General features: G+C 64.0%; 16 protein-coding genes. 14 read left to right on the top strand and 2 right to left on the bottom strand.

Annotated elements, in window-relative coordinates:
• The first annotated feature begins 8 nt into the window (after nucleotides 1-8).
• From ACOTSS_RS15720 to ACOTSS_RS15690, 7 genes are all read left to right on the top strand, one after another.
• Nucleotides 9-1,079: an amino acid ABC transporter substrate-binding protein gene (locus ACOTSS_RS15720; RefSeq protein ID WP_003046368.1), complete on the top strand. Its 1,071-nt coding sequence runs from the start codon at nucleotides 9-11 to the stop codon at nucleotides 1,077-1,079.
• Entirely contained in the window at nucleotides 1,076-3,268 is a 2,193-nt protein-coding gene (locus tag ACOTSS_RS15715) for an ABC transporter permease subunit (RefSeq protein WP_223181174.1), read from the top strand. The genes ACOTSS_RS15720 and ACOTSS_RS15715 overlap by 4 nt, the downstream gene beginning before the upstream one ends.
• A complete protein-coding gene (gene metC / locus ACOTSS_RS15710) occupies nucleotides 3,258-4,505 on the top strand; it encodes a cystathionine beta-lyase (RefSeq protein ID WP_037553302.1) in 1,248 nt (415 codons plus the stop codon). Before ACOTSS_RS15715 ends, metC begins: the two co-directional genes overlap by 11 nt.
• Complete coding sequence (locus ACOTSS_RS15705) at nucleotides 4,502-5,254, top strand: amino acid ABC transporter ATP-binding protein (RefSeq protein WP_037553304.1); 753 nt, start codon at nucleotides 4,502-4,504, stop codon at nucleotides 5,252-5,254. The genes metC and ACOTSS_RS15705 overlap by 4 nt, the downstream gene beginning before the upstream one ends.
• A 285-nt stretch (nucleotides 5,255-5,539) precedes the next feature.
• Nucleotides 5,540-8,245: a TonB-dependent receptor domain-containing protein gene (locus ACOTSS_RS15700; RefSeq protein WP_037553305.1), complete on the top strand. Its 2,706-nt coding sequence runs from the start codon at nucleotides 5,540-5,542 to the stop codon at nucleotides 8,243-8,245.
• Nucleotides 8,246-8,256: 11 nt separating this feature from the next.
• On the top strand, nucleotides 8,257-8,961 hold the full coding sequence (locus tag ACOTSS_RS15695) for a PepSY domain-containing protein (RefSeq protein ID WP_011542692.1): 705 nt from the start codon (nucleotides 8,257-8,259) through the stop codon (nucleotides 8,959-8,961).
• Entirely contained in the window at nucleotides 8,958-9,692 is a 735-nt protein-coding gene (locus tag ACOTSS_RS15690; RefSeq protein WP_037553306.1) for a PepSY domain-containing protein, read from the top strand. The genes ACOTSS_RS15695 and ACOTSS_RS15690 overlap by 4 nt, the downstream gene beginning before the upstream one ends.
• A 6-nt stretch (nucleotides 9,693-9,698) precedes the next feature.
• Here the strand turns inward: ACOTSS_RS15690 and hutC are convergent, their stop codons facing one another.
• Complete coding sequence (gene hutC / locus ACOTSS_RS15685) at nucleotides 9,699-10,490, bottom strand: histidine utilization repressor (RefSeq protein ID WP_037553307.1); 792 nt, start codon at nucleotides 10,488-10,490, stop codon at nucleotides 9,699-9,701.
• A 106-nt stretch (nucleotides 10,491-10,596) separates the two neighbouring features.
• Nucleotides 10,597-11,367, bottom strand: coding sequence for an AraC family transcriptional regulator (locus ACOTSS_RS15680; RefSeq protein ID WP_081932949.1), 771 nt, complete (start codon nucleotides 11,365-11,367; stop codon nucleotides 10,597-10,599).
• A gap of 83 nt (nucleotides 11,368-11,450) precedes the next feature.
• Between ACOTSS_RS15680 and ACOTSS_RS15675 the strand changes: the two genes are divergently transcribed.
• The 7 genes from ACOTSS_RS15675 to ACOTSS_RS15645 all read left to right on the top strand — a co-directional run bounded on the left by ACOTSS_RS15675 (nucleotide 11,451) and on the right by ACOTSS_RS15645 (nucleotide 20,186).
• Nucleotides 11,451-12,185 (top strand): class I SAM-dependent methyltransferase, encoded by a 735-nt coding sequence (locus tag ACOTSS_RS15675; RefSeq protein WP_052181955.1) that lies wholly within the window; start codon nucleotides 11,451-11,453, stop codon nucleotides 12,183-12,185.
• Nucleotides 12,127-13,056, top strand: a complete 930-nt coding sequence (locus ACOTSS_RS15670; protein ID WP_197411521.1) for an alpha/beta fold hydrolase — start codon at nucleotides 12,127-12,129, stop codon at nucleotides 13,054-13,056. Before ACOTSS_RS15675 ends, ACOTSS_RS15670 begins: the two co-directional genes overlap by 59 nt.
• A 237-nt stretch (nucleotides 13,057-13,293) precedes the next feature.
• Nucleotides 13,294-14,487, top strand: coding sequence for a hypothetical protein (locus tag ACOTSS_RS15665; RefSeq protein ID WP_037553308.1), 1,194 nt, complete (start codon nucleotides 13,294-13,296; stop codon nucleotides 14,485-14,487).
• Nucleotides 14,488-14,608: 121 nt separating this feature from the next.
• The gene (locus ACOTSS_RS15660) at nucleotides 14,609-16,726 is read left to right on the top strand and encodes a ParB/RepB/Spo0J family partition protein (protein ID WP_037553309.1); all 2,118 of its coding nucleotides are present in this window, start codon (nucleotides 14,609-14,611) and stop codon (nucleotides 16,724-16,726) included.
• A 189-nt stretch (nucleotides 16,727-16,915) separates the two neighbouring features.
• Nucleotides 16,916-17,950: a DUF7146 domain-containing protein gene (locus ACOTSS_RS15655; RefSeq protein WP_037553310.1), complete on the top strand. Its 1,035-nt coding sequence runs from the start codon at nucleotides 16,916-16,918 to the stop codon at nucleotides 17,948-17,950.
• A gap of 317 nt (nucleotides 17,951-18,267) precedes the next feature.
• Nucleotides 18,268-19,200 (top strand): DUF2493 domain-containing protein, encoded by a 933-nt coding sequence (locus ACOTSS_RS15650; protein WP_037553311.1) that lies wholly within the window; start codon nucleotides 18,268-18,270, stop codon nucleotides 19,198-19,200.
• Between the two features lie 251 nt (nucleotides 19,201-19,451).
• A complete protein-coding gene (locus ACOTSS_RS15645; protein ID WP_052181956.1) occupies nucleotides 19,452-20,186 on the top strand; it encodes a helix-turn-helix transcriptional regulator in 735 nt (244 codons plus the stop codon).
• Nucleotide 20,187: the final 1 nt, after the last annotated feature.

Here is a 20,187-nt window from a genome sequence, read left to right as displayed (position 1 = left end):
CCTCGTTTATGAATAGGTCGCACGCATCGCGCCGCTGGTTACCGGCGCTGCTCGCCGCAGGCGCCCTGTTACTCGGCGGCTGCGGCCGCGAGCCCGCCGGCACCGGTGGGCATGAAATCGCCGCGGCGAAGGGATCGACGCTTGCGCGGATTCGCGCGCGCGGAACGCTCAATTGCGCAATTCATACGGGGCAGCTCGGCATGTCCTATCTCGACAAACGCGGACGCTGGCAGGGCTTCTTCGTCGATTACTGCCGGGCGCTCGCCGCTGCGGTCCTCGGCGATGCCCGCAAGGTCCGGTTCATGCCGGTCGCCTCGAACAAGCGCTTCACGATCGTGCAGACGGGCGAGGCCGACGTCCTGTCGCGGACGACGACATGGACGCTGACGCGCGACACCGACCTCGGGGTGAATTTCGTCGGCACCATGTATTATGACGGGCAGAGCTTCCTGGTGCCCCGGCGATCGGGTGTGCGGCTTCCGACGGATCTCGATGGCGCATCGATCTGCATCACCAAGGGGACGACCTCCGAACTCAACACCGCCGAATATTTCGAGCGCAAGGGGCTGCGTTTCCAGTCCGTCGTGTTCGAGAATCCCGAGGAAGCCAAGCTCGCCTTCTTTGCCGGGCGGTGCGACGCAATGACCACCGATGCCTTCACGCTGACGGTGATCCGCCTGGCCGACACCGCGCATCCCGACGATTATGTGGTGCTGCCCGAGCGGCTCACCAAAGAACCGGTCGGCCCAGTCGTGCGCAGCGACGACGAGCAATGGTACGAGATCAACAAATGGGTGCTGAACGCGCTCTTCGCTGCCGAGGAAATGGGGGTCACCCGCGCGAATGCCGCGCGCATGCGGATGGCCTCGCGCGACCCTGAAGTGCGCAAGATGCTCGGCGGCTTGCCCGGATTCGGCAAGTCGCTCGGCCTTGACGATGACTGGGCGTACCGGGCAATCGAGGCGACCGGCAATTATGGCGAAATCTTCGACCGGCACATTACGCCGCTCGGCGTCGAACGCGGACAGAATAAGCTCTATCGGGACGGCGGGCTGATCTACCCGTTGCCGATGCGATGACTCATAAACACAGGCGGCTTGCCATCGCTGCGTTACCCTGGCTGCTGATCGCGGGCGGGCTTGTGGTCGCCTACGGCCTGTTTGCGACATTGGCGGACAATCTCGCGGACCGAAACATCCGGACGGGGTTCGGTTTCCTGTTCGACCGGGCGGGTTTCGCGATTGGCGAAACGCTGATTGCTTACGCGCCGGGCGATTCCTATGCCGCGGCGCTGGCGGTGGGTCTTCTCAACACGCTCCTGATATCGGCGCTCGGCATCATCTTCTCGACCTTGCTCGGCCTCGCGGTCTGCATGGCGCGCCTGTCGTCCAACTGGCTGCTTGCGAGGCTCTCCGGCCTTTATATCGAGCTGGTTCGCAATATTCCGCTGCTGCTCCAGATGTTCGTCTGGTACGCCGCGCTGCTGTTCGGTCTGCCCGGACCCGGCCCGGGCGCCGTCGGACCGTTCGACCTCGATAATCGGGGATTGCACCTCCCCGCGCTCTCCTTGGCCGATCCGGGACGGCCGGTCTTTCTCATCGCGATCGTCGCCTGTGCGATCCTGCTGGGTGCCGTGCGGCGAGGAGCCGTTCGCACGCGCACTGCGCTGGCCTTCGCCGGCATCTCCCTGGTGCCGCTCTTGCTGTGGGGCGGGATCGATCTGCCGCGGGCGGGGCGCTTCGGAACCGTCGGCGGATTGTCGCTCTCCACGGAGTTTCTGACGCTGGTCGCCAGCCTTTCGGTCTATGCCTCGGCCTATCTGGCCGAGATATTCCGCGGCGCGATCCTCGCCGTTCCCGCAGGGCAGAGCGAGGCCGCCAAAGCGCTCGGCCTGTCGCCCGCGCAAACAATGGGACGGATCGTGATGCCGCAAGCGCTGCGCATCGCCATACCGCCGATGACGAGCTGGCATCTCAACACGATCAAGAACAGCTCCCTGGGGGTCGCGATCGGATATCCCGAATTTGTCTCGGTGGTCGATACCGTCATCAGTCAGACAGGGCAGGCGATCGAGGGCGTCGGCCTGATCGTCGCGACCTTCCTGCTGCTTTCGCTATCCTTGTCGTTCGTCACCGGCCTCTATGCCCGCCAGTTGGGCTGGAGCGTCGCCGGGCAGCCCGGCCGGAGCATCCAGTCGGCGCCCCTCGAACCCTTTCCGCTGCGCTCGGCGACCGCCTGGCCGTCGTGGATACGGCGCAATCTGTTCAGAGGAGGACGCCAGTCGATACTCACCATCGCGATCCTCGCCATGACCGCGGCTTTCGCCGGCAAGGGGCTCTCGTGGCTGCTGTTCGACGCGACCTTCGCCGGGGGCGCGGCCGATTGCCGTTTGGCCAGCGGTGCTTGCTGGCCATTCCTCCGCGAAAATGCGCGGCTGATATTGTTTGGCACCTATCCCGAAGCCGAGCAGTGGCGGTCCGCAGCAGCGGCGGCCGCGCTGCTTTCATGCCTTGCCTTCTCCTTCGTCCCGCGATTCTGGCGCAGCCGCCTCGGGCTTGTCTGGCTCGGCGCAATCGCCGTGGCGGTACTTCTGCTACGAGGAGGATTCGCGGGCCTTTCCTATGTCCCGATGGAGAAGTGGAGCGGCCTGCCGGTCACATTGCTGCTCGCGAGCCTTGCGGTGGTCGGCGCTTTTCCATTGGCTATACTCCTCGCGTTCGGCCGCAGGTCGGCGCGGCGCGGCATTCGCTGGCCGAGCGTCGCCTTCATCGAGCTGGTTCGCGGAACGCCGCTGATCGGAGTGCTCTTCCTCGCTGCGGTCCTGTTCCCGCTGTTCGTGCCCTCCTATCTCTCGATCGACAGCCTGCCGCGCGTCCAGCTCGCGCTCATATTCTTCACTGCCGCCTATATGGCCGAGGTCATCCGGGGCGGCCTGCTGGCGGTTCCCGTCGGGCAAGCCGAGGCCGCGCATGCTCTTGGCCTCACCAAATGGCAGGCGCGGCGCCATATCCTGTTGCCGCAGGCGCTGAAAGTCAGCGTGCCGGGGCTGGTCAACACTTCGATCAGCGAGGTCAAGAACACGACGCTCGTCCTCATCGTCGGCGTCTTCGATTTGTTGCAGACGACCCGCCTCTCCTACGTCGAGGCGCAATGGCGACCCTATTTCGCCGAAGCCTATCTTTTTACCGGGACAATCTTTTTCCTCCTCTGTTTCTCCCTGTCCCGGCTCAGCATGAAGATCGAACGGAAACTAAACTATGCAGGATAATCACGACAGAAAATGGCCCGGGGAGCCGGCAAGCCCGAAAGGGCACGCCTGGCAGGACCCGACGCGTGCCGTTCACGGCGGTCCCCGCCCGCGCGATCAGCGGGGCCTCATCAATCCGCCCGTCGATCGAGCCTCCACCATTATCTACGGCAGCGTCGAGGCCTATATGGACCGGCACCAGGGTCTCTACGATGAGGTCATCTATGGCCTGTACGGAACGCGAACGACCTTTGCGCTCGCCGAGGCCGTCAGCGAACTCGAAGGCGGCTGCGCCACCGTCATCACCTCGTCTGGAACCAGCGCGATCGCGCTAGCCCTCACGGCTTTCGTGGCCGGGGGCGATCATCTGCTCGTTGCGGATTGCGTCTATGGGCCGACCCGCAAGTTTCTGACCGACGTTCTCGCGCGCTTCGGGGTCGAGGTGGAATATTTCCGGCCCGATATCGGAGCGGAGATTGCCGGGCTGTGCCGCAGCAACACCCGGCTCATCTACATGGAGACCCCGGGCTCGCAGACATTCGATATGATCGACGTCCCCGCGATCACGGCGGTTGCACGCAGCCGGGGCATATTGACCGCTCTCGACAACACCTGGGCGACGCCGCTTTTCTTCAAACCGTTGGCCCATGGGGTCGACATCTCGCTTGCTTCGGCAACCAAATATCTCTCGGGGCACTCCGACTGTCTGCTCGGCACGATGACCGCCGCCAGCGATGCCGTCTACCGCCAGCTCAAGGATGCGGCGGCGCGCTGGGGCAACTGCGCGAGTCCCGACAATTGCTATCTCGTCCACCGGGGCATCAGGACGCTCGATGCCCGCCTTGAACGCCACCAGCGTACCGCGGCGACGCTGATCGAATGGTTCGCCCAGCAACCCGAAGTGGTCGCGGTCCGCTATCCGGCCCATCCTTCCGATCCCGGCCATGCGATCTGGAAGCGGGATTTCACCGGAGCGTCCGGATTGTTCGGTGTTCAGCTCGATGGTCTTACCCCTCCGGAAACCAGCGCCTTTTTCAACGAATTCTCGCTGTTCCAGCTCGGTTCGAGTTGGGGCGGCTTCGAAAGCCTCGCGGTTCCGGCGTGGCCCGCTCCGATCCGCGATTTTCCCAATGGCGAGGCAGATGGGGCGCTGATCCGTATTCACGCCGGCCTCGAAGCGCCGCAGGATCTGATCGCCGACCTCGCCGCAGCCTTCGCGCGGGTACGGGCGATACGCGGCCGGGGGCAGGCGTCATGACCGATGCCTCGGGCCACGCGGCCGTCAGCTTGCGGCAGGTCGACAAATATTATGGCGCCTATCATGCCCTCCGCTCGATCGACCTCGAAATCGCCCCGCGCGAGCGGATCGTGATTTGCGGCCCTTCAGGCTCCGGCAAATCGACGCTCATTCGCTGCATGAACAGGCTCGAGGTGCCCGACTCCGGTGCCGTCCTGATCGAGGGAACCAGGATAACCGACGCGTCGCGAGAGGCCGTTGCGGCGCTCCGCGCCATTGGCATGGTTTTTCAGCAGTTCAATCTGTTCCCGCACAAGACGGTGCTGGAGAATTGCACCCTCGCGCCCGTCCTGCTCGGCGGCTTGTCTCTTCCGGAGGCGGAGGCGCGCGCCATATCCTATTTGGACAAGGTGAGGATTGGCGACCAGGCGGGCAAATATCCGGGGCAGCTCTCGGGAGGGCAGCAACAGCGGGCCGCGATAGCCCGCGCTCTGGCGATGGAGCCCCGGATTCTTCTCTTCGACGAGCCGACATCGGCGCTCGATCCCGAGATGATCAAGGAGGTACTCGATGTGATGACGTCCCTTGCCGGCGAAGGACGGACGATGGTGTGCGTGACGCACGAAATGGGATTCGCGCGCGAGGCGGCCGATCGCATGCTTTTCATGGATCAGGGCCAGATCATCGAAGACGCAAGGCCGGCAGATTTTTTCGCCGCGCCGAAAAGCGAACGCGCACGGACCTTTCTCGAACAGATACTTTCGCATTGAGCGGCTCAAGTCGGTCGCGCCCCCAAGCTGTGCCGACCCACTTAATCATGTCATTTCATAAGCAAGCCGAGGGAGGGGCCCGCCGGCTCCTTGCGCGAAAAGGCTCAGGCCGGAAAAAATTTCAAAATTGATGAGGGGTAGAGCTTTGGGGTGCGTATCTAGTAGGTATCGTGCGCCCGGAATTTACTTCATAACCAATTGATATGATTCAATAAATTCCTATTGACCTGTATATACATTTGATGCTCTCTGAGGGGAATCAGCCAACCATCAGGGGGTTTCGCTATGATGACCAGGACAATTTTGCTCGCCAGCGCCGCAGCGGTCGCGACCTTTGCAACGCCAGCGCTCGCGCAGAGCGATGCTGCGACGCAGTCACCCGCCGCGGAGGATGCTCCGAACGGATCGGACATCGTCGTGACCGGCTCGCGCATTCGTCGCCAGGATCTCGCGGGCGTCGGCCCCGCGACCGTCGTGTCGGCCGAGCAGATCGAGAACACCGGCGTCGTCAATATCGAGACGGTGCTGCAGCGCCTTCCCGCCAACGCCGGCTTCGCAGGCAACCAGACCTCCGCCTATTGGGCGAACAATGGATATGGCACGGCGCAGGTGAACCTGCGCGGTCTCGGCATCAAGCGCACGCTTGTTCTGCTCAACGGCCGCCGCCTCGTCGCGGGCGGCACCGGCGCGAACTCCTCGCCCGATCTTAACATGATCCCGGTCGCGGCGCTCGCGCGCACCGATGTGCTCAAGGACGGCGCCTCGGCGATCTATGGCGCCGACGCGATGGCGGGCGTGGTCAACCTCGTGACCCGCACTGACTATGAAGGCCTCGGCCTCAGCGTGCGCCAAGGCATCACCGAAAAGGGCGATGGCTCGGACTTCACCGCCGACCTCCTGTGGGGCGTCCGCAACGATCGCGGCGGTTTCATGGCGGCGGTCACCTATCAGAAGACGAGCGCGGTCAATATGGCAACGCGCGCGCCTTGCTCGCTTGCCGAAACCACGCCCGGCATGCTGAGCTGCGTGAACAGCGCCTCGACGATCGGCGGCCGCGCGGTGCTGCCGAACGGCCAGCAGATCAACTTCAATCAGGTGCTGGGCGGTAACGGCAACTTCTTCGAGCCGTACAGCGCTGCCAAGCACAACTTCAACTCGAACCCGTTCCTCAACGCGGTGAGCCCGGTCGAGCGCGTGAGCACGGCGTTTTTCGCCGACTATGACATCACTGACAATATCGAGGCGTTCGGCGAATTCCTTTACACCTTCCGCAAGTCGAATCAGATCGCGACGCCCGGAACGCTGCGCAACCTCTCGATCGCGGCGAGCAATCCCACCAATCCGACGGGGCAGAATATCGTCCTCATCCAGCGCCGCCTCGCCGAGCCCGGCCCGCGCCAATTCTTCCAGGAAACCGATACCTGGCAGGGTACGTTTGGCCTCCGCGGCAAGCTCTCTAACGATTGGGGATGGGAAATCGCGGGCGCCTTCGGCCGCAACACCGCGGTCGATGGTTCGACCAACATCGCCAATCTCGAGCGAGTGGCGAATTCCCTCGATACGACCAAGTGCAGTCTTGCTGCCGGTGCCACGATCCCCTGCGCCGACTATCTCGGGTTCGGCGACCTGACCCCGGAGGTTCTCGACTATATCCTGTTCACGTCGCGCGACCGCGGCGGCAACGAGCTTGCGACGGTCACCGCCGATATCAACGGCGATCTCTTCAAGCTGCCCGCAGGCCCCGTCTCCTTCGCGGCGGGTGTCGTCTATCGCAAGGAAAAGGGTTGGCGCGATCCCGATCCGCTGACGGTGCTCGGTATTGCCAACACCAACCAGCAGGATCCGATCTCCGGAACGAGCACGGCGAAGGAAGCCTATCTCGAACTGTCGGTGCCCGTTCTGGCCGACACACCCTTCTTCCAGTCGCTTACCCTCGACGGCGCGGTTCGCTACTCGAACTACGACCTGTTCGGCAGCGACTGGAACTACAAGGGGAGCGTCGACTGGGTCATCAATGACAGCTTCCGCCTGCGCGGCACCTACGGCACCGGCTTTCGCATTCCGAACGTCCCCGAATTGTTCGGCGGCGTCTCCGAGGGCAATCTGACGACCACCGACCCCTGCTCGCGCTATTCGACCAGCGGCAATGCGACACTGATCGCCAATTGTCAGGCGTCGGGCGTGCCGGCCAATTATGTTCAGCTCGGTACAACGATCCTGACAACGGTCGGCGGCAACGAGAATCTGAAACCCGAAAGCTCGACGACCTGGACCGTCGGGACGGTGATTTCACCGAAGGGACTGGTTCCGGGACTCTCGCTCACTGCCGACTGGTTCGACATCAAGATCAAGGATGCGATCCGTGCTATTCCGGGCTCGACAAAGCTCAGCATTTGTTATGCGAGCCAGAATCTTTCGCATCCCTTCTGCGAAGATTTTACCCGCAGCCCGTTGACCGGCGAGGTTACCTTCCTCTCCGCGCAACCGATCAACACGGGCCGCGAAGAAATGAACGGCCTCGATCTGGGTCTCGTTTACAACAATGACATCGGCAGCGTGAACGTCTCGCTCGACGTCAACGTGACCTATCTCAACAAATATGTGGTCCTGCCTTTCCCCGGCGGCGCGCCGATCGACTTCGACGGCTTTATCGGCGGCGGCAATGGCGGCTATCCGAAATGGCGCGGCTATGGCGTGCTGACCGCTGAAAAGGACGGGGTCAGCGCGACCTGGTCGACCCAGTGGATCGGCAAGGCGACCGACTTCAATGCGGCCCCCGGCGACATCGGCTACAGCACGCCGAATGTCTTCTACCACAATCTCCAGGTCGCTTTCGAAATCGACGAGAAGACCCGGTTCCAGGTCGGTGTCGACAATCTTTTCGATCGCAAGGCGCCCTATATCCAGAGCTTCACCGATGCGAACACCGACACGATGACCTATGACCTGCTCGGACGGCGTTTCTACGTCGGCTTCCGCACCGCGTTCTGAGGGTAATCGATATGGCGATCCGTTGGCCGCTGCTCGTCCGGCGAACGCATAAATGGCTGGCCTTGGTGGTCGGCGTCCAGGCGCTGCTCTGGACGCTGACCGGCTTCTACATGGTGGTCGTGCATATCGACACCATCCATGGCGACCATCTCGTGCGCGCGCCGATGGTTCAGCCCTTCGACCTCGCGGGCCTCGCGCCGCCGTCGCGGATCGTTGCGGCCGCGCCCGGTGCGTCCGAGGTTCGCTTGCAGCGGTTCTTCGATCGCCCCGTCTGGCGCGCTGAAACTCCCGAAGGGGCGCGGCTGTTCGATGCCCGCTCGGGTGCGCCGCTGCCTGCGCTTACCGAGTCCCAGGTCCGCGAGCAGGCGCGGCGCATCTACACCGGCGACGGCAAGATCGTGTCGGTGCGGCTGTTGACCGAAGCGCCACAGGAAATGCAGTCGCGCAAGCCGCCCTATTGGCAGGTCGAGTTCGAGGGCTGGAACCGCCCGACGCTCTATCTGTCGCCGACGACCGGTGAGCTTATCTCGCGCCGGCACGCATTGTGGCGCGTGTTCGACTTCGCGTGGATGCTCCACATCATGGACTATGATGAGCGGACCGACGTCAACAACCCGTTGCTCCGCGTCGCGACCTGGAGCGTCTTCGCGATGGCGATCAGCGGGGCGTGGTTGCTGATCTGGTCCTTCAAACGCCGCAAGAGGAAGCAGGCATGAAACGCATCCGACTGACGCCGCTCTTCTTCCGGCGCATCCACAAATGGGTCGGGCTGATCCTGGGTCTCCAGTTCCTGCTCTGGGCGCTCAGCGGATCGGTGATGGCGCTGCTCGACAAGGATAAGGTCGGCGGGCACGGCGGCGGGATGTCGCATGCGCATCCACTGCCACCGGGGGAATATTTCGACGTGGCGGCCCTGCCGCGCGGCGAACCTGTCACGGGCGTGATCCTTCGCGATCTCGGAACCCGGCCGGTCTATGAAGTGCGCTCCGCAAAAGGCGTCCGTCTCGTCGACGCGACAAGCGGCGAGCACATCCGGGTCGACGAGGCCATGGCGCGCGAAGTCGCCTCCATGATGAACGAGGCGCCGATCCGAGAGGTGAGCGTAATCGCCAAGCCGAACCTCGAATCGCGCGATCATGAGGGGGCGATGTGGCGCGTCGATTTCGCGGACGACGAGAACAGCAGCGCCTATGTCTCGCTCGATACCGCCCGCTTTCTCGTGATGCGCGGCGATACCTGGCGCACATGGGACTTCTTCTGGATGCTCCACAATATGGACTATATCAACCGGTCGAGCTTCAACCACCCGCTGATCATCTTCGTCGCCTTCGGTGTACTATGGCTGTCGGGAACCGGCTTCTACCTGCTGTTCAAAAGCTTCAGCAAAGCCGACTTCCGTTGGCTGCGCCGGCGCCGCAAGCCGGTCGTGGTCACCCGCACCGGCTGACCGGCCTCAATCGTCGATCGAAAAGGCGGCTGACAGCTCGAAGCGTGTTCCGGGGTGTGTCAGCCAGGCATGCGACACAAGGCGCGAGCGGCTCCAAGTCCGGCGCGTCATCTGGAGCACCGGTTCGCCGTCGGACAATCCCAGCATGCCGCGCATCCGCTCGTCGGGCATCGTCGAGCAAACGCGATGCTCGACCCGTTCGAGCGGTGCAATGCGCGTCAGATATTCATTTGGTGTCATCCGCGTGAAGTCGAGCGTGCCATAGTCGGGGGCGATCGACGCGAGAACGAACCTCTCTTCTATCTGTATCGGAAATTCGGCTTCGTGATGGACGATGATCGAATGGAACAATTTCGTGCCCACGGACACCTCGAGCAGCGGCGCCGTCTCTACATTGGCGCGCTCTTCGCGGTTCTGGATCACGCGGGCGCGGTACGCATGACCGCGCTCCCGGATTTCCTCGGCGATGTTGCGGATTTCAATCATCTGGCCGATCGGCTTTGGCTCTGCGATGAACGATCCGCTGCCGGCGCGCCGCACGACGACGCCCGCCGCCTGCAACTCGCGTAGAGCGCGGTTCGCGGTCATCCGCGAAACGTCGAACTGCTGAACCAGCTCCGCTTCCGACGGCACCCGGTCTCCTGGGTTGAGGCGGCCGTCCCGCACTGCATCGCAAATGCTTTGCTTGATGGCGACGTACCGGGGCATCACCTCGCCTCCCGTCTCTTCGGGCGGCCGGGTTGCCTCGCGGGGCCGAGATTCTGAAGCGGGGGATTTTCGAGTGAGCGAAGGGTTCATAAGTCGTCTATACAACTTCGCCGACTCCCAGCTAGGTAAAACAGAATGTCACGCGCCGATTGCGCAAAAACTTGCGCGCCAAGCCACTCTCGGTGAGAGCGGGAGACTAATTGTCTCGATTCCGCTTGCGATCGGGAAAGTAGCGTGCCGGCGTTACACCGGTCAGTTCGCGAAACGAGCGGATAAAGTTACTCGCCGTCCCAAAACCGAGTTCGAGCGCGATCGATGTGACCGCCTCGCCCTGCGCCAGCCGCAAGAGCGCGGCCTTGAGCCGAATCTGGTTCCGAAACGCGGTAAAGCCTGTTCCGGTATCGCGTTGGAACAGCCGCGCAAGGCTTCGGCTCGAGATATGGAGTTGCTCCGACCAGGCTTCGAGGCTCCTCCGGTCGCCGGGATTGCGATCGAGTGCCGCGGCGATTTGCGCGATACGGGGCGCTGTGACCGACGGGATCGTCAGGGCAGGCGATATTTTCAACGCCATCTCGTCGGCGAAGAGGAAGGCCAGATGCCGCTGACGCGCCCCTGCGCCCGTGCCTGCGGCCGCAAAAATGATCTCGCGCATCAAGGGGCTCACGGAAGTTAGCCCGGCTTCTTTCGGCAGCCTCCGTAGAATGCTGCCGAAACAATATATGCTGTACATCTCGAAACCGCCCGAGGTCTCGACGCGATGCTCATGGTCCGCGGGCAGCCAAACGCCCTGCTGGGGCGGAACGACCCATTGTCCCTCACGGGTGTGCAATATCATGACCCCCCTGCTCGGGTATATCAGTTGGACTACTGGGTGCCGGTGCCACTCCCCGATGCTTCGTGCATGGAATGTGGCTCGTTCCACCTCGATCGAGACCGAAGGAGCATTCTTGTCGGATAGTGAATTCATTATGTCCTGATATCATCTATCGGACATAGTCTCCAACGCTCAGCATCGTCTTCGCAATCGACGGAGACCTTATGCGCCTACCCATGATGATCCAGTCCACGAAGCGTTCGTCCGCCGCCCGTCCCCATGGGGAATATAAGCGCCAATTGCTCGACGAAATTGTCGCTCTCAAGCCGGCAACCTTACTCGACGTCGGATGCGGCACGGGCGATCTTCTCGTCGCAGCGCGCGAAGCGGGCATCGCCCGCACTGTCGGGATCGAGCCGGAAACCCAAGCTTGCGTCCGCGCGCGATCCCGGGGTTTGGACGTCATTTCATGTCGTGCCGAAGCGCTGCCATTCGAAGACCGCAGTTTCGACGTCGTGACGCTCGATTATGTCGCACATCATACGGAGAATTTGCCGAGAGCATTGCGCGAGGCGTCGCGCGTCGCGCGCTGCGCCGTGCTCATCCTGGATTGCTGGTTCGACGACACCCTTGCTTCCCAGCGCGTCGCACGACGCTATGACAACTGGCTGAAGAGGCGCGACCGCAAGAGCGGATATGTGCACAACGCCTGCCCCACGGCGATCGAACTAATCTCTATGTTTGCAGCCGAAGAATTTTCGATCGACTATTTTTGCCGCCTTATCCTTTCGCCGCTCGACGTCGCCGAAGTCGAACGATCGGCCCGCGGTCTCCTGGAAAATGACGACGACCCGATCGGGAGGCTGGAACTGGAGGGCATTCTAGACGATGCCCGCCGCGACGGAATAAGCGATGATGGCTGCATCGTCGCTCGCTTTCTTCGCGACGGCGAAGCTGCAGACACCGCCTAGGCCCGAGAATGAAGGAGAGGCGATCATGTCGAGGCAAGCGGCTCTGGCCGAGATCCGGTTTCTGGGCGATGATCGATGTGAGTTGTCTGCCTGGGTGTCGGCGGCGGCTCCAGGGATCGAGAATCCAACGCCGATCCTGCTATGCCACGGTGGCGGACCCGATCACGCAATGTTCCTGCCCCTGATCGAGACAATCCCGGACGAATATGCGGTAATACTTCCCGATGTGCGCGGCTATGGCCGATCGCGATGTCGCGACACGGCGCGCCACACTTGGGCCCAATATGTATCCGATGCAGTCGCGTTGCTTGACGCCCTTGGTTTCTCGCGCGCCATCATCGGAGGCGCCGGACTTGGATCGACGATAGCACTCCGCTTCGCGGTGGATCTTCCGACCTATGTTCTGGCTGTCATCGCGATCGGGATCGAGGATATCGAGGACGATAAGGCAAAGGAGGCTGAAATCCGGATGATGGAGGCGTTCGCCTTGCGAGTACAGCGTGACGGCATTCTGGCCGGATGGGAGCCCCTCTTGCCGCATCTATCTCCGATCATCGGCGCGATGGTTTGCGAGGCGATCCCGCGTTCCGATGCGGAGAGCATTGCCGCGGCTGCGGCGATCGGTCGCGACCGATCCTTTAAAGATCCCGAAGAGCTTGCCGTCATTTCCGTTCCGGTCATCTTGTTCGCGGGTGACGACGCGAGACACCCGCAGTCGCTGGCCGAAGAGCTTGCGAGCATCATTCCCCGTGGCCGATTGGCGGCGGCTTCGCTGTCATCGAACGTGAAAACAAGCCGCGATTTCGGTCGGTTCATCGCGCCCGCTCTTCTCGACTTTATTGCCGAAGTTCGAGCCGCACCCACAGGATGATCGCAGCCTCTACGATCTGACCGACGGATAACCGCCGAAGCAGGCCCATCCAGCCGGACCTGGCGCGCACCCGATTGCGATAGCAGCAAGCGGTCTCGGCCGGCACCTGCGTCGGTGGTGCGATGTCCCGCCGCGAAGCGCGGCCCCCTTCGGCGGCCGCAGAGGGAGAGGAGAGAGGGGCCAGGTGACGGGTTGAAACCGGGAGAGAGTCTTCCGGACCCGTCGCGGAGACACGCCATGACACTTCTACCCAGCACCCTCGCCCGCGATTCGTCCCCGGGCTACAAGGTCGATATCTCGCGAGGCCGGCGCATCGGCCGCGTCTCGTCCGAATGGTTCTCCCGGCCCGACGACGAGCGCTACCTGTCGCTCTCCGACCTTTATGATGCAGTGCGCGCGCGGGCCGAGACCGCGACTGCGCGGACTGTCGAAACCCGCGCCATTCGCGTCATCGCCGCGCCCGACGAACCCGAGCGACTGAGCCTGCTCCTTCCCGACCGCGAAGCGCCGGTTGCACCCACGCACTGGTCTTTCGGGCAAATGTGCAGTCTCGTCGGGGCGCCGTCGGCCTATCTGCGCCAGCTTCCCGCCGCATTGGCGGGCATCAACATGCAGCACGGTCTGCTCGCGCATCGCGGGGAATTGGTGAAGACGCTCGAGACCGGCGACGGGCGCACCGAGCTGCGTGCCGTGACCGGCCCCGATTATGGCCGCATCTGGGATCATGAGCTTGTCGCCGCGGTCATGAAGATCGCGGGCAATGGCACTGGCGACACGCGGTGGAAGGTGCCGGGGCTCCTCGACTGGTCGACGATGCGCCACAATCCCTTCGTCGAGGTCATGAAAGATACGACGACGCTCTACGCCAGCGACCGCGACGTCTTCCTCTTCCTTGTCGACGACGCCAATCCGATCGAGGCCGGTCGTCTGCCCAACGGCGATCCCGACCTCTTCTTCCGCGGCTTCTACTGCTGGAACAGCGAGGTCGGGTCGAAAGCCCTCGGCATGGCGACCTTCTATCTTCGCGCCGTCTGCATGAACCGGAACATCTGGGGCGCCGAGGGCTTCGAAGAGATCAGCATCCGGCACAGCAAGTTCGCGGCCGGTCGCTTCGCGCAGGAAGCGGCGCCCGCGCTCGAACGCTTCGCCTCTTCCTCGCCGGTCTCCTTTATGAACGGCATCAAGGCCGCTCGGGCCGCGATCGTCGCGCGCGACGATGACGATCGGCAGACCTTCCTGCGCAAACGCGGCTTCTCGAAGGGCGAGAGCGAGCGGATCATCCGCAGCGTGCTGCAGGAAGAGGGGCACCCGCCCGCATCGATCTTCGACTTCGTGCAGGGGATCACCGCGCTGGCCCGCGAGCGTCCGCATCAGGATGGACGGCTCGAGCTGGAAGCCAAGGGTGCCAAGCTTCTGGCCTCGGTCCACTGAGCAAATCTCGCGTTCGCCGGCGGCGTGGTCCTTTCCCTTCAGAGGGAGAGGGCTGCGCCGGAGCCATGACGGGCTGAGAGCCGGGAGAGAGTCTCGCGGCGGCCTGTCATGGAGAAGCATCATGACGAAACAGGCAAAAATCACCCTCAGCGGCGCGCGGGAAATTCCCTTCAGCGCGCTCGTGCTGAGCCAGGCCAATGTGCGGCGCGTGAAGGCCGGGGTGTCGATCGACAGCCTTGCCGCGGACATCGCGCGGCGCGGCCTCCTCCAGAGCCTGACTGTTCGCGCCCAGCGCGACGAGGCGGGCCAGGAAACCGGTCGCTTCGAAGTCCCGGCCGGCGGTCGCCGCTTCCGCGCGCTCCAGATGCTGGTGAAACAGCGGCGCCTGGCGAAGACCGAGCCCGTGCCCTGCATCGTCCGCGAGGATGATGCCGTGTCGGCCGAAGAGGATTCGCTCGCCGAAAATGTCCATCGCGAACCGCTGCATCCGCTCGACCAGTTCCGGTCGATGCAGAAGCTCGTCGAACAGGGCACCGACATCGAAACGATCGCGGCGACCTTCATGGTCACGCCCGCGGTCGTGAAACAGCGCCTCAAGCTCGCCGAGGTCTCGCCCAAGCTCCACGACATCTACGCCGATGACGGCATGACGCTCGAACAGCTGATGTCCTTTTCGGTGTCGAGCGATCACGCGCGGCAGGAACAGGTCTGGGATATGCTCGCCTCGAGCCACACCCAGCAGCCCTGGTATATCCGCGCGCGGCTGACCGAGGACAAGGTTCGGGCATCGGACAAGCGCGTCCAGTTCGTCACCCTCGACGCCTATCGCGAGGCAGGCGGACATATTCTTCGCGATCTCTTCGAAAGCGATGACGGCGGCTGGCTCGAGGACGTCGCGCTGCTCGACCGGCTGCAGGCCGAGAAGTTCGAAGCCGAGGTTGCGCGTGTCGCGGCGGAAGGCTGGAAGTGGATCGAGACGGCGGTCGACTTCCCCTATGGCCACACCTTCGGCCACCGCCCGCTCGATGGCGTGGCGGCCGAGACGAGCGCCGACGATGAGGCGCGGATCGAAGCGCTGCGCGAGGAAGCCGACCGGCTCGAAGACGAATGGGCGGGCGCCGAGGACATCCCCGATGAAATCAGTGCCCGGATCGATGCGATCGACGAGGAGATCGCGCCGCTCGTCTCGAAGCCGCTGATCTACGACCCGGAGGAAGTGGCGATCGCCGGCACCTTCGTGAGCATCGATGTCGACGGGTCGCTGCATATCGAACGCGGCTTCGTTCGTCCCGAGGACGAGCCGCAAGAGCCCGTTGACGAGGAAGCTGCGGGCGGCGAGGAAGCGGCCGGCGGCGTGATCGGCGACGAAATGCAGGAAGATGCGGTCGGCGCGACATCTCCGGAAGAAGGCGGCACCGGCGAGGGCGAAGATCCGGATGATCTCGTCCGCCCGCTTCCGGACAAGCTCGTGACCGACCTCACCGCGCACCGCACCCTTGCGCTGCGCGACGCGCTGGCCGCAAGCCCGCTGGTGGCGTTTGCGGCGATGCTCCACGCCATCGTTCTCGAATGCTTCTACACCTATGCCTCCTCGGCGAGTTGCGTCGGCATCGCGCTGCGCAATCATTCGATGGTCGGCTATGATGCGGGGCTCAACGATACGCCGTCCGCGCGGGCCATTCGCGAACGGCACGAAGGCTGGTCCGAGCGGCTGCCCGATGCGACCGCCGATCTGTGGGACGTGCTTGCCGGTCTCGACGCTGATGACCAGGCAGCACTGTTCGCGCACTGCGTCTCCTTCGGCGTCAATGCGGTGTGGGAGCCGGCGACCCGCTATAATGAAGGCCGGGTGTCGGCCCGCGCGGTGGCGAGCCGGATCGACCATTCGCACATCCTCGCGCGGGCGTCGGGCCTCGACATGGTCCAGGCGGGCTGGGTTGCTACCACGGCCAATTACCTCGGACGGGTGACCAAGCCGGGGATCCTCGATGCCGTCGAAGAGGCTTGCGGGGCCGAAGCGGCGGCGCGGATTGCGGGACTGAAGAAGCCCGAGATGGCGAGCGCCGCCGAGGACCTGCTCAAAGGCACCGGCTGGCTTGCACATCCGCTGCGCACGCCCGTCATCGACGAGCCCGACGGTGATGGGGAGCTGGCTGCGGCCAATGACGATGGCCCTGCAATCGAAGCGGGCCATGACGAGCTGGGCGACGACGACATCGAAGCGATTGCCGCCGAATAACGCCACCGACTATCATTCGGGGAGTTCGGCGCTGTGCCGGGCTCCCCATTTTTTCGCTGGCCCTTGAAATCAGGACGCTCCGCGCGAACATCGGAGGTGTCCGGCAGGGGCTGCCAGACCGCCGCATGCCTTCCTGACCCGCTCCACCGGGCGGGATCGCGCGCAGCCTGTCTTGTGAAGGAGGCCCCCATGTCGAGTCCTGCAGCCGAGGTCGCGCGACGCCTCGCCGACGATGCCGAGGCGGTTTGCCGCCGATATCTCTCCCATGGACGCCGCGAGGGACATTATTGGATGGTCGGTGACGTCCGTAATTCGCCGGGCCGCAGCCTTTACGTTCGCCTTTCTGGCACCGCCGACGGTCTTCGGTCCGCTGGCAAATGGACCGATGCCGCCAGCGGCGATCATGGCGATCTTCTCGATGTCATCGCCGCGAGCTGCGGCCATACATCCTTCCGCGACACGCTCGACGAGGCGCGCCGCTTTCTGAGCCTGCCTGCCGTCATGCCCGGCGACCGAAATCCGGCTCCGCGTAAAGCACCGCGCGGCACCCCCGAGGCCGCCCGCAGGCTATGGGCCGGATCGAAGCCGCTCAGCGGCACCCTTGCCCGCGCCTATCTGTCTGCCCGCGCGATCGGCGACCTTCGCGATGCCGAATGGCTTCGTTTCCATCCCCATTGCTTCTATCATCCATCCGAGGACGACGCCCCCGATGTCCGCCGGGCATGGCCCGCCCTGATCGCGGCGATCACTGACGAGGCGGGCAATGTCACCGGAGTCCATCGCACCTGGCTCGACTCGGCCGCCTGCGACAAGGCGCCGGTTGCCTATCCGCGGCGCGCCATGGGCCAATTGCTCGGTCATGGCGTTCGGTTCGGCACGTCGGCTGCGGTCATGGCGGCGGGCGAAGGCATCGAAACCATCCTGTCTTTGCGTCAGATCACACCAGCCCTGCCGATGATCGCCGCCCTTTCGGCGGCCCATCTGGGAGCGTTGACCTTCCCGCGCGGACTGCAGCGACTGTATGTCGCGCGTGACGACGACCCGGCGGGTGCGGCCGCCTTCGGGACGCTTTGCGACCGAGCCCGGCCGCTCGGCATCGAGGTCATCGCGCTCGAAGCGGATCGCGGCGACTTCAATGCCGATCTCATGACACTCGGCCGACAGCGAATGATCGGCTCGCTTCGATCCCAGCTCCGGACTGCGGATCGTTCACTCCTGCTCTGACGCCTCAGCATCGGCCGGAAGGAGGGCGGGCGAGGGATGGACCGGTGCTGATGCAGCACCACGGGGTGGCCGCGCTCCGGCCTTCGCAAGAGGGCGACTGCGGCGAACCGTACCGGGCCCGCAATGGCGGGCGGGCGGCTATTTTCCGCCGGGGCGCGCGGCGCCCCTTTGCATCGCGAAACAAAATAGCCTTCGCCCGCCATCCTCCGCCTTCGGCTTCGGCCGCGGCCGGGGCCGCGGTGCAGTTCGGTACGGCGCGCCGCGAGGGGTCGCCGCGAAGGCCGCGCGAGCGCGGCAAAACCCGACTGGAGACGATCATGTTGAGCCCCACCGAACCCGCCGACGATCCTGCCGAAGCCGGCGCCACCCATCTCCTCCTTCAGGAGATGCAACTCTTCGGACATCGCCCCTTCGAAGACGAACCCGACCCGCGCCCGCTGCCCGATGCCCGCCTGGCGGCCGGCGCTGTCGCCGACATATTCGATGCCCTTGTCGGCTGTCTCGACGATACGCGGATCGAGCCCGATCTCGAAGAGCTCCTCTGGAACGTCGTCAACCTCTTCCACCGCGCGGGGGAGCGGGTCGAACGCAGCCTCGACGACAATGAACAGGCGCAACGCCGAGCCCAGCGCGAACAGGACGGGAGCGAGATCCGGTCGGTCGAGCTCGAACGCCTCGTGCAGCAGGGGATCAGCCTGATCGAACGGCGCGATGCGATGGAATTCTTCCGCGAAAGCGCCGCCGAACAATTTCGGACCCACTGCCGCAAGGCCTGGTCACCGCGCACCGGATCGCGCGCGCATCACCGGTCGATGACCGCGGCGATGATCGACAGCCGTGACTTTCTCGACGCGCGGTTGCGCCAGAAAGCGGCTGCACTTCTTCCCGAGGGCACGCGCATCCTGTTCACCGGCGGCGCTGATGTCGACGATCATAGGGCGATCTGGGATGCTCTCGATCGCGCACGCGACCGCCATCCCGATATGATCCTGCTCCATGGGGCAACGCCGACGGGGGCCGAACGCATCGCCGCCTGCTGGGCCGAAACCCGCAAGGTGACGCAGGTGGCCTTCCGTCCCGACTGGAGCCGGCATGGCAAGTCCGCGCCGTTCAAGCGCAACGACCGGATGCTCGAAGCACTGCCGGTCGGGGTCATCATCTTCCCCGGCACCGGCATCCAGGACAATCTCGCCGACAAGGCTGCGAAGATCGGCCTTCCGGTCTGGGATTTTCGCAAGCGGGGCCGATGACAGCCGTCGGGCATTCGGACGCTTTCGGCAAAATGGCCCCAATCTGGTTCTATCTCCCGAATATAATTGAAATATATTCGTAACATCCGCAAATTTACATCATTGTAGATCGCTATGACCAGCGGCGATCACCCGTCGCCGGCGGGACGGCCCATTGAGAGGGCACCGCTCGCAGGCCATGACGAGGAGCAGGGACGGTCGGCCGACTTGGCGACGACTGCCGTCCGCTGCCATGGGTCGCAATGCCGACGATGGACGCTGCGCATGCTTTTGCGCTCGACGTCACGCGGGTGAAGGATGCGGCGGGTCTGGCCGATCTGCTGGCGGAGGCCTGCGCGCGCATGGGCTGTTCCTGGTTCGCGCTGAGCCACCATGTCGATTTCCTCGCGGCTCCCGACAGGGGTGTTCGCGTCCACAACTATCCCGAGGATTGGGCCCGCTGGTTTGACGAGCGCGGCCTAGGGCTTACCGATCCGGTGCATCGCGCCAGTCACCGCAGTCTCGAGGGTTTCTTCTGGCGCAACATGAAGCCGCTTTCGGGCGAACGCCCCGAGGACGAACTGGTTCTCAGTGAGGCGCAGCGGCACGGAATAGGAGACGGGCTTACCATACCGGCGCATATTCCTGGCGAGGCGCATGGTTCGGTGTCCTTCGCCTGGACGCCGGGGATCGCCGCGAATGATATGGCGCTCCTCTTTGCCCGAATGATCGGTGGGCCAGCCTTCGAAGCCGCGCGGCTGCTCGCCAATCCCGAACTCGCGCAGGTCGGGCCGCGGCTGACGGACCGCCAGCGCGAATGTCTGATCTTGTCCGCCAAAGGCAACAGTGCCCCGAAGGTTGGACGCATCCTCGATCTCAGTCCCGACACGGTTCGCGAGCATCTTCGCAACGCGCGGCAGCGTTACGACGCGAATGGTGGGATCACGCTGACGGTGCGCGCGCTTTATGCCGGCGACCTCAGCTACGAGGATATCGCCAAGCGCTGAA

Source organism: Sphingopyxis sp. NJF-3, from assembly GCF_053514865.1.
Note: the sequence above shows the minus strand (reverse complement) of the source record. Positions and strands in the feature narration are given on the sequence as shown.

Excerpts from the sequence above, each read along its gene's own strand:
- ACOTSS_RS15695 (WP_011542692.1), top strand. The coding sequence starts at position 8,257 with ATGGCGATCCGTTGGCCGCTGCTCGTCCGGCGAACGCATAAATGGCTG.
- ACOTSS_RS15715 (WP_223181174.1), top strand. The coding sequence starts at position 1,076 with ATGACTCATAAACACAGGCGGCTTGCCATCGCTGCGTTACCCTGGCTG.
- ACOTSS_RS15680 (WP_081932949.1), bottom strand. The coding sequence starts at position 11,367 with ATGAATTCACTATCCGACAAGAATGCTCCTTCGGTCTCGATCGAGGTG.
- ACOTSS_RS15655 (WP_037553310.1), top strand. The coding sequence starts at position 16,916 with ATGTCGAGTCCTGCAGCCGAGGTCGCGCGACGCCTCGCCGACGATGCC.
- ACOTSS_RS15660 (WP_037553309.1), top strand. The coding sequence starts at position 14,609 with ATGACGAAACAGGCAAAAATCACCCTCAGCGGCGCGCGGGAAATTCCC.
- ACOTSS_RS15665 (WP_037553308.1), top strand. The coding sequence starts at position 13,294 with ATGACACTTCTACCCAGCACCCTCGCCCGCGATTCGTCCCCGGGCTAC.
- ACOTSS_RS15675 (WP_052181955.1), top strand. The coding sequence starts at position 11,451 with ATGATGATCCAGTCCACGAAGCGTTCGTCCGCCGCCCGTCCCCATGGG.
- ACOTSS_RS15700 (WP_037553305.1), top strand. The coding sequence starts at position 5,540 with ATGATGACCAGGACAATTTTGCTCGCCAGCGCCGCAGCGGTCGCGACC.
- metC (WP_037553302.1), top strand. The coding sequence starts at position 3,258 with ATGCAGGATAATCACGACAGAAAATGGCCCGGGGAGCCGGCAAGCCCG.
- ACOTSS_RS15650 (WP_037553311.1), top strand. The coding sequence starts at position 18,268 with ATGTTGAGCCCCACCGAACCCGCCGACGATCCTGCCGAAGCCGGCGCC.
- ACOTSS_RS15720 (WP_003046368.1), top strand. The coding sequence starts at position 9 with ATGAATAGGTCGCACGCATCGCGCCGCTGGTTACCGGCGCTGCTCGCC.
- ACOTSS_RS15690 (WP_037553306.1), top strand. The coding sequence starts at position 8,958 with ATGAAACGCATCCGACTGACGCCGCTCTTCTTCCGGCGCATCCACAAA.
- ACOTSS_RS15705 (WP_037553304.1), top strand. The coding sequence starts at position 4,502 with ATGACCGATGCCTCGGGCCACGCGGCCGTCAGCTTGCGGCAGGTCGAC.
- ACOTSS_RS15670 (WP_197411521.1), top strand. The coding sequence starts at position 12,127 with ATGATGGCTGCATCGTCGCTCGCTTTCTTCGCGACGGCGAAGCTGCAG.
- hutC (WP_037553307.1), bottom strand. The coding sequence starts at position 10,490 with ATGAACCCTTCGCTCACTCGAAAATCCCCCGCTTCAGAATCTCGGCCC.
- ACOTSS_RS15645 (WP_052181956.1), top strand. The coding sequence starts at position 19,452 with ATGGACGCTGCGCATGCTTTTGCGCTCGACGTCACGCGGGTGAAGGAT.